Raw genomic sequence first — 7,022 nt, forward strand, 5'->3', positions numbered from 1 at the left:
GACGGTGCGGCGGCCGGTCACGGCGGCGGTCCGCCGGACCCGGCACGGTCACCAGGGGGAGTGGTATCCGCTGGCGAGCCTGCGGCCGGGACGCCGCCACTTCGGTTCCCTGTCGAGGGTCTTCGAGGTGATGGCGCGCAGCCGGCGGATCGCCGCGCCATAGGCGGAGCTGGCCCCCGCGGAGACGTGCGAACCGGGCGGGGCGTCCATGAACGGCATGAACTTGTCGGGGAAGCCGGGCATGGTGCAGCCGATGCAGATACCGCCGACGTTGGGACAGCCGCCGATACCGTTGATCCAGCCGCGTTTGGTGACGTTGCATTTGACCACCGGGCCCCAGCAGCCCAGCTTGACCAGGCATTCCGGGGTGCCGTACGAGGAGGCGAACTGCCCCTGCTCGTAGTAGCCGCCCCGGTCGCAGCCCTCGTGGACGGTCGCCCCGAACAGCCAGGTGGGGCGGAGCTGGTCGTCCAGCGGGATCATCGGCGCGGAACCGGCGAGCTGGTAGAGCAGATAGGTGAGGGTCTCGGCGAAGTTGTCGGGCTGGATGGGGCAGCCCGGGACACAGACGACGGGCAGCCCGGCCTTCGACCGCCAGTCCCAGCCCAGGTAGTCGGGTACGCCCATGGCGCCGGTCGGATTGCCCTCCATGGCGTGGATGCCGCCGTAGGTGGCACAGGTGCCGATGGCGACCACGGCGGTCGCCTTCGGCGCCAGCCGGTCCAGCCACTCACTGGTGGTGATCGGCTGACCCGTCTCGGGATCGTCGCCGAAACCGCACCAGTAGCCCTCTTCCTTGATCTGCTCGTTGGGGATCGACCCCTCCACCACCAGGACGAAGGGTTCGATCTCGCCGCGTTCGGCCTTGAAGAACCATTCGACGAAGTTGTCCGCGCCCTGGACCGGGCCGCATTCGAAGTCGATCAGCGGCCAGTGGACCGCGACCGGCGGCAGTCCGGGCAGCGCGCCGGTGACGATCTCCTCGATGCTGGGCTGCATGGCGGCGGTCAGGGCGACCGAGTCGCCGTCGCAGCTCAGGCCCGCGTTGATCCACAGAATGTGAACGACGCCGACTTCGTCGGGGCCCTGGCCCGCAGGCCCGGCCGCCGCGGGCGTGGTGCCCGTGTCCGGGGAAGCTGTCCCGCTCATGAGGATTCCTCCGTGGGAAGGGACGAGTCATGCTGAATGTCCCATGCCGGTCATATCAGCGCATCGCGGGGCGAGGTGGTGGGCGGGGCGCTGCGGTCCTCCCAAGGGCGCAACCGGCGGGGCCGGGAGAGTGGCGCGGGTCCTGTCGGCAGGGGCCGTGACCGGGCCCCGATCCGGCCGCGCACCCGGGTGCTCCGCGCCCCGGGCGCGCCGCCGGGAGTCCGCGGTCTGTGCGATGCGACCCTCCCGGGACCGCTCGGGGGACCTGTCGCGCCCGCTGGGGGTCCGTGGCCCCGTGCGTACCGCTCCGGGCGTACGCGGACCGTCCCCGCGCCGGTCGGGCGCCGTTGGCGGGACTCGCTGCCCGCGTGCCGCGATCGGCCGGACTGGGCCGTTCAGGCGATATCGGGGACCGCTTCCTTCCCGCCGGCCGGCGCCCCGGCGCCCGCGCGGACCCGGCGGGCGATGAGTTTGCCCAGCTCCCAGGCCACCAGCAGCGCCAGCGCCGCCAGCAGTGCCCAGCCGAACTCCCGCAGGTCGATCCGGGTGGTGCCGAGGATCCGGCGGAAGCCGTCGAGCTGGGTGACCAGCACCGCCAGCACGAACTCCGCGAGCGCCGCCCAGTTCATCTGCTTGCTGTCGAACGTGGAGGTCCGCAGCACCGAAGCGGTCTCGCTACGGCATTCGAACGCCGCCACGATCAGACAGAGCGCGAACGCCGTGAACGCCATCGAACTGCCGGTCGCCGTCGAGCCGAAGTGCGCCTCGCCCAGTTTGATCAGGCCCAGCAGCAGGGCCGTCAGGGCCAGTCCGCTCAGCCCGACGGAGATCAGCAGCGGCCGGGTCAGCACGGACTCGCCGCGCGGCCGTGGGCTGCGCCGCATCAGCCCCGGGGACTCCCGGTCGAAGCCCAGCGCGAAACCGAACGGGGCGTTCACGATGAAGTGGACCCACAGCACCTGCGCCGGGGTGAACGGTTCGCCCGCCGCGATGTTGAGCACCGTCGCACCCAGGAAGGTCAGCACGAACGTCACCAGCAGGAGCAGTACGAACCGGATGTACTTCGTCAGATTGTCGTAGAGCTTCCGGCCCTCCTCCACCGCGTAGACGATCGTGGCGAAATTGTCGTCGGACAGGATCATCCGCCCCGCGTTCTTCGCCACATCCGTACCGCTGCCCATGGCGATGCCGATATCGGCGGCCTTGATGGCGGGGGCGTCGTTGACGCCGTCGCCGGTCATCGCGACCACCTCGCCCTTCTTCTTCAGCACCTCGGCGAGCAGCACCTTGTGCTCGGGCGCGACCCGGCCGACCACTCCGATCCGGTCGATCCGGTCCAGCCGCTCCGCCTCCGGCAGCGCCGCGAACTCGGCGCCGAGGACGGCCTCTCCGGGGATGCCGAGCTGCCGGGCGATCGCCGCGCCCGTGGTGACATCGTCCCCGGTGACCATGCGGACCCGGATATGGGCGTCCTGCGCGGCGGCGACGGCGGTCCGGGACTCCTCGCGCGGCGGGTCGACCATGCCGACCAGCGAGGTCATCCGGAGCCCGGTCGCATAGCCCAGCAGATCGCCGTCCTCGTCGAAGTCCGCCGGGTCCAGATCGCGGGTGGCCGCGGCCATCACCCGGCGGCCCTCGCCGCCCATCCGCGCCACGGCCTCCGCCGCCCGCCCGCTCAACTGCTCGTCCCACGGCACGGTCCGGCCCTCCGAGAGCGCGCTCGCCGTCCGCTCCAGCACGGCGGGGGCCGCGCCCTTGACGAAGACCCGCACCACCGGCCGGCCGTCGTCGCCCGTTGCGGAGTTGAAGGTGGCCATCAGCTTGTAGTCGGGGTCGAAGGGCAGGGTCGCGAGCCGGGGCAGCCGCTCCCGGGTGGCCTCGATGCCGAGGCCCGCCTTGTGCCCGAGGACCAGCAGGGCGCCCTCCGTGGGGTCCCCGACCACCCGGCCGTCCACCAGCCGCGCGTCATTGGCGACCAGGAACGGCAGGACGGCGTCCTCCACGCTCGCCGTGGATCCCGCGGCCCGGTGGATCCGGCCTTCGAGTCCGTACCCGGTGCCCGACACCGTATAGCGGTCGCTGGGGCTGACCACCTCGACGGCGGTCATCTGGTTCATGGTCAGCGTCCCGGTCTTGTCCGAGTTGATCGCCGAGGTGAATCCCAGCGTCTCCACCGACGGCAGTTCCTTGACGATGGCGTTGCGCTTCGCCAGGTTGAGACTGCCGACGGAGAGGATCACCTGGGTCACCGTGGGCAGGGCCTCCGGGATCGCTGCGATGGCGAGGGAGACCGCGCTGACGAAGAGGGTGTCCCACGCCTGGCCCCGGGTCCGGCCCAGGGCGAACATCACGATCATCGTCAGCCCGGCGGCCCCCGCGATCCACAGCGTCAGACTGTTGAGCTGCCGGGTCAGCGGCGACTCCTCCTTGCGGGTCGCCGACAGCATCCCGGAGATCTTGCCCAGTTCGGTGTCCGCGCCCGTGCCCGTGACCACCAGAACACCACTGCCATGGGTGACCGGGGTGTTCATAAAGGCCATATTGGACTGCTCGCCCGGCGAAAGACCGCCGGAAGCGGCCGCGCCCGTACCCCCGGACTCCGCGCCCGTACCCCCGGACTCCGCGCCCGTACCCCCGGACTCCGCGCCCGTACCCCCGGACTCCGCGCCCGGACTTCCGGACGCCAGTGTTCCGGCGTCCTTGGCGGCGGGCACACTCTCCCCGGTGAGCGCCGACTCGTCGATCTGGAGCGCGTTCGCCGACACGATCCGCCCGTCGGCGGGCACCTGGTCACCGGCCGCGATCAGCACCACGTCACCGGGTACGAGCTGTTCGGCCGGGATCTCCGACTCGGTCCCGTCCCGCCGCACCCTGGCCGTGGCCTTCATCATCGACTTCAGCGCGTTCATCGCGCTCTCCGCCTTGCCCTCCTGCCGCAGCCCGACGACCGCGTTCAGCAGCGTCAGCAGGGCGAGGAGCACGGCCGTGCTCCCCTCCCCGACGGCCAGCGACACCACCGCGGCCACTACTAGGATGATCTGCATATAGCTGCGGTACTGGTCCAGGAAGCGGCGCCAGGCGGGCGGCGGCTTCTCCTCCGGCAGCGCGTTCGGCCCGCGCTCCGCCAGCAGCTCCGCGGCCCGTGCCGCCGGCAGCCCGACGGCCGGGTCGACCCCGAACGCCGCCGCCGTCTGTGCCGCGTCCCGCTCGTACCACCGGGTCCCGGGACCCCGCGGCTCGGATGCTCCGGCCATCGTCATGCCTCCGGTCCACGGCCGCCGGACCGCCGCTTGCCCCCGTGGCGGGCCTTGTAGGGATCCCTCGGCTCCCCCTCCGGAGCCTCGTCCTCCAGCTGCCGCCGTACGGCCAGCAGTTCCTTATGGGCCTTGCGGCCCACCGTCGGATACCGGGGGTCGATATCCGTCAGGGTGTGGACGAGCACCGCCGACGCGCAGATCCGGGCGAACCACTTGCGGTCCGCCGGGACGACGTACCAGGGGGCCCATGCCGTACTCGTGGCCGACAGCATCTCGGAGAAGGCACGCTGGTAGTCGTCCCAGTAGCGGCGCTCACGCACATCTGCCGCCGAGAACTTCCAGTTCTTCTCCGGTACGTCGATCCGCTTCAGGAAGCGGGTGCGCTGCTCCTCCTTCGACAGATTGAGGAAGATCTTCACGACCTTGAAGCCGTTGTCCGTGAGATACCGCTCCCAGTGGTTGATCTCGCGGTAGCGGCGCTCCCAGATCCCCCGGCGGAGCGCGGACGGCGGAAGCTGCTGCCGTCCCAGCACCTCGGGGTGGACCCGTACGACGAGGACCTCCTCGTAGTGGGAGCGGTTGAAGACCGCGATGTCCCCGCGGGCGGGCAGCCGTTTCGCGTACCGCCACAGATAGTCGTGGTCCAGTTCCTCGGCGGACGGCACCTTGAAGCTGTGCACCTGGACACCCTGCGGGTTCACCCCGCTCATGACGTGCCGGATCGTGCCGTCCTTGCCTCCGGCGTCCAGAGCCTGGAGGCACATCAGCACGCCGTACGTGTTCTGGGCGGCGAGCTTCGCCTGGTATTCGGTCAGCATCTCGACGCCGGTCCGCAGGAGTTCGGCGCTCTCCTTCTTCCTCAGATGCGCCTTGTAGCGGGGGTCGAAATCCTTCGCCAGATCCACCTCGGTGCCCGGGGGCACCCGCAGTGGCCCGATCAGCTCCTCGATCCGCCGGGTTCTGCTGTCCGTCCGCTTCTGCTTCTCCGCCATGGCCGCCGACCAGCCCTTCTCCCTGCACAGGGGTACCCGCCACGTTCCGCCGAGGGCAGGAGCGGGGCAATGCGGGTGGGCCGTTCGGGTGATCTTCGGGACGCGGGCACAGGGACGCGGGCACAGGGACGGGCCGTGAGCCCGCCGGGGCCCGTCAGGGCCGGTTCTGGTCCCCGTCGGACCCGCCGTTCCGGTTCGGTCTGCCGGCTTCGGTACGGCTCCGGGAGCGAGCCTCCCGCGCCGTCGCGTACCGGGCGGCGACGGCCAGCGCGGCACCCGACAGCGCGAGCGTCGCGGCACGGGCGCTGACGGCACCGGGAACCGCACCGGAGTCGTACGAACCACCGCCGGTCAGCTCGCAGTCGAACCGCAGCGGGGCGAAGCCGACGGAGTAGCCGACGACCTGCTGGAGCTGCTCCTCGCGGCCGGTCACCTCACGGCAGGGCAGCAGCGGGGAGGAGTTGGTGCCCCCGTCCTCCGCCTCCACCACCGCACCGGCCAGCAGCAGTCCGCCCCAGGCGTAGACGACGGCCGAGGCGGCACCGCAGAGGGCGGCCACCGCCCCGAGCAGGGAGCCGGTACGGCCGCCCGGGTGCCGGGAGCGGGCGAGGGCCCCGATTCCGTACCCGGTGAGGCCGAAGGCGAGGCCCGCGCAGACGGGCGGCAGCAGCAGCAGAAAGAGGATCATCGGCACGGCGGCCGCCGGGCGGGCAGCCGGGGCCGGGACGCCGGGCGGAGTGCGGTGGTCCGAGGCGGTCGCGGCCTCGGCCGGGGCCGGTGGCGGACCATCGCACCCGCCGGTGGCGGAGCCCATCGTTCCGGTAATGGGGGTGTCACAGACGGGCTCTGACTCGGTGGACGGGTTCGGGGCGGCGCGGCGTGATCACCGTGGTGCGCAGGCTCTCCTCGGCCGCGACCGTCAGGCAGGCCGCGATCAGCACCACGTTCTTGATGATGTACTGCGCCTCCAGGGTGGGCAGTTGGCCGTTCCACATCTCGTCGGGAAGGATCAGCAGGGCCGCGAAGACCCCGGCCATGTGCAGGAAGAAGGCCGCGAGCACCAGCCGCAGAAGGATTCCGGTGATCAGCCCGAGGCCGATCGTGGTCTCGAAGAGTGCCAGCAGGGGGCGGGTAGCCCCGGACGGCACCAGGCCGAAGGCCAGGACGTCCATCGTCCGGGTCGCGATGTCCTCCGCCGGACTGGCGTCCGGGGCGAACTTCATGACACCGAAACCGACGAAGACGAGTCCGACGGAAACTCTGAGGATGGTGGTGCTGTGTCGCCGGTAGCGGCACAGTGCGGCATCGAGGATGCCCGTCAACGTGTCACTCCTTGTGGGGGGATGATGAAACTGTGGGGGATGTTTCATCTATGAGCACGTTATATGGCGAACTGTGGAGCCGTAAAGGTCTGGACCATTATTCTCGGGTGATGCCCGGACGTCGAACCGGACGTCTGCGCGCGGGAGTTGGGGGTCGGATGTCCGGCTCCGGCGCGCGGCGGCGGGGCGCCCCCCCCCCCCCGGCCCCCGCGCCCCCCCCCGGGGGGGGGGGGGCCGGCCGGGGGGGGGGGGGGGGGGGGCGCGCCGCGCCCGCCGCGCGGCCCAGGGGCCCGAACACAGGG

The 7,022-nt window shown here is 71.4% G+C and carries 5 protein-coding genes; all 5 read right to left on the reverse strand.

Annotated elements, in window-relative coordinates:
• Nucleotides 1-48: 48 nt before the first annotated feature.
• The gene (locus tag ACIQ9E_RS27150; protein WP_403711381.1) at nucleotides 49-1,149 is read right to left on the reverse strand and encodes a hydrogenase expression protein HypE; all 1,101 of its coding nucleotides are present in this window, start codon (nucleotides 1,147-1,149) and stop codon (nucleotides 49-51) included.
• A 395-nt stretch (nucleotides 1,150-1,544) separates the two neighbouring features.
• Nucleotides 1,545-4,403 carry a cation-translocating P-type ATPase gene (locus ACIQ9E_RS27155; RefSeq protein WP_403711383.1) on the reverse strand — a complete coding sequence of 953 codons (2,859 nt, stop codon included), beginning with the start codon at nucleotides 4,401-4,403 and terminating at the stop codon, nucleotides 1,545-1,547.
• Nucleotides 4,404-4,405: 2 nt separating this feature from the next.
• Nucleotides 4,406-5,398 carry a polyphosphate kinase 2 family protein gene (locus ACIQ9E_RS27160; protein WP_403711385.1) on the reverse strand — a complete coding sequence of 331 codons (993 nt, stop codon included), beginning with the start codon at nucleotides 5,396-5,398 and terminating at the stop codon, nucleotides 4,406-4,408.
• Nucleotides 5,399-5,552: 154 nt separating this feature from the next.
• On the reverse strand, nucleotides 5,553-6,212 hold the full coding sequence (locus ACIQ9E_RS27165; protein ID WP_403711387.1) for a hypothetical protein: 660 nt from the start codon (nucleotides 6,210-6,212) through the stop codon (nucleotides 5,553-5,555).
• A 19-nt stretch (nucleotides 6,213-6,231) separates the two neighbouring features.
• Nucleotides 6,232-6,720: a DoxX family membrane protein gene (locus tag ACIQ9E_RS27170; protein WP_403711389.1), complete on the reverse strand. Its 489-nt coding sequence runs from the start codon at nucleotides 6,718-6,720 to the stop codon at nucleotides 6,232-6,234.
• Between the last annotated feature and the right edge of the window lie 302 nt (nucleotides 6,721-7,022).

The organism is Streptomyces sp. NPDC094448 (genome assembly GCF_044763775.1).
In the GTDB taxonomy this organism is placed as follows: Bacteria; Actinomycetota; Actinomycetes; order Streptomycetales; family Streptomycetaceae; genus Streptomyces.

Coding starts and splice junctions, on each gene's coding strand:
- ACIQ9E_RS27150 (WP_403711381.1), bottom strand. CDS start 1,149: ATGAGCGGGACAGCTTCCCCGGACACGGGCACCACGCCCGCGGCGGCC.
- ACIQ9E_RS27155 (WP_403711383.1), bottom strand. CDS start 4,403: ATGGCCGGAGCATCCGAGCCGCGGGGTCCCGGGACCCGGTGGTACGAG.
- ACIQ9E_RS27160 (WP_403711385.1), bottom strand. CDS start 5,398: ATGGCGGAGAAGCAGAAGCGGACGGACAGCAGAACCCGGCGGATCGAG.
- ACIQ9E_RS27165 (WP_403711387.1), bottom strand. CDS start 6,212: ATGGGCTCCGCCACCGGCGGGTGCGATGGTCCGCCACCGGCCCCGGCC.